Consider the following 1305-nt stretch of genomic DNA (forward strand, 5'->3'; position numbering starts at 1 on the left):
TGGAAAACGCGACCCCTCTTTAGGCTGGAGGATCTCAGATGCTTGGTTATCACTAGCAGGCACCGGTGATAAAGGCTTACCAAACGGTACCCCGGTAGACGATTGGGGAATTCGTGTAGAAGATTGTCGTCCTGCCGGTGCTAGTGTCGCAAGAGGAGGCGCGCTGAACAGCCCTGCTGCGATATACGCAGTAGAGAAGTATATTGAATGGCTGAATAAATACGCACCTCCCCAAGCAAAAACAATGAACTTTACCGAAGCTGGTAATTGGCTAGTCAAGGGCAACATTGCACAACAAATTTGGTGGTACAGCGCTTTCACAGCAGCACTAACCAAACCCGGCACAGCTATCGTCAACAGCGACGGCACACCTAAGTGGAGAATGGCCCCATCACCCAAAGGTGCATATTGGGAAAAAGGAATGAAATTAGGCTATCAGGACGCAGGCTCTTGGACCTTCCTGAAAAACACCCCTATAAAACGTATTAAGGCCGCTTGGCTGTATGCCCAATTCTTGGTCTCTAAATCCGTATCGCTCAAGAAAACGCTTGTTGGCCTCACTCCGATACGCCTGTCCGATATCAACTCTGCGCCTTTTACTAACAAAGCGAAAAAGCTTGGCGGACTTGTAGAGTTTTATAGAAGTACCGGGCGCGATGTATGGACGCCAACCGGTTCAAATGTACCAGACTATACCAAGCTATCTAATCTCTGGTGGCAATTCGTTGGTGAGGCTGTCGCAGAGAGAGCTACCGTGCGCAGAGCGATGTATGGTATGGCAAGCGCGTTTGACACGGTACTTGAAAACTTATCGACACAACAAACCGGCCCCTGCGCGCCGAAATTGAACCCAAAGCAAACAGAGCTATATTGGCTAGAAAAAGCGGGGGCACCAAAACCGGCACTATCTAGTTTCCCACCAGCTGCTACCTTACCCTATAAGGAGGCAATCCGTGTCTGGAAATAGAATATGCACTTATATGCGAACCGCATTATTCTTACTGCTATTGCTCCTTAGCAATCCCCTAGTGTCTGAGCAAAAGCAGGCATTAAGTATTATTAGCTTTGTTGACCCCCCTTACGTATTTGATGATGCGCAACAAGAAAAGGGGCTTGTGGAAATTATTATTAGTGAGCTATTTCAAAGAGCAGGCATGGAGTATGATTTTTATTTGATGCCTAAAAAGCGAGCTCTAATCTTTGCAGAGAAGACACCCAACACCTGCGTACTCCCGATCGAACGAAATCAAGAACGTGAGGTAAAGTTTACCTGGATTAGCCCCATTTTGATCTCAAGAAATGGTT

At 47.2% G+C, this 1305-nt stretch carries 2 pseudogenes; both read left to right on the forward strand.

The annotated features are described in order from the left end of the window. Window positions 1–967, forward strand: a pseudogene (locus A3761_RS27885) (carbohydrate ABC transporter substrate-binding protein); the annotation flags it as partial. A 61-nt stretch (window positions 968–1028) separates the two neighbouring features. Continuing rightward, window positions 1029–1305: pseudogene (locus A3761_RS17995) on the forward strand (hypothetical protein); the annotation flags it as partial.

This window comes from Oleiphilus sp. HI0123 (genome assembly GCF_001635315.1).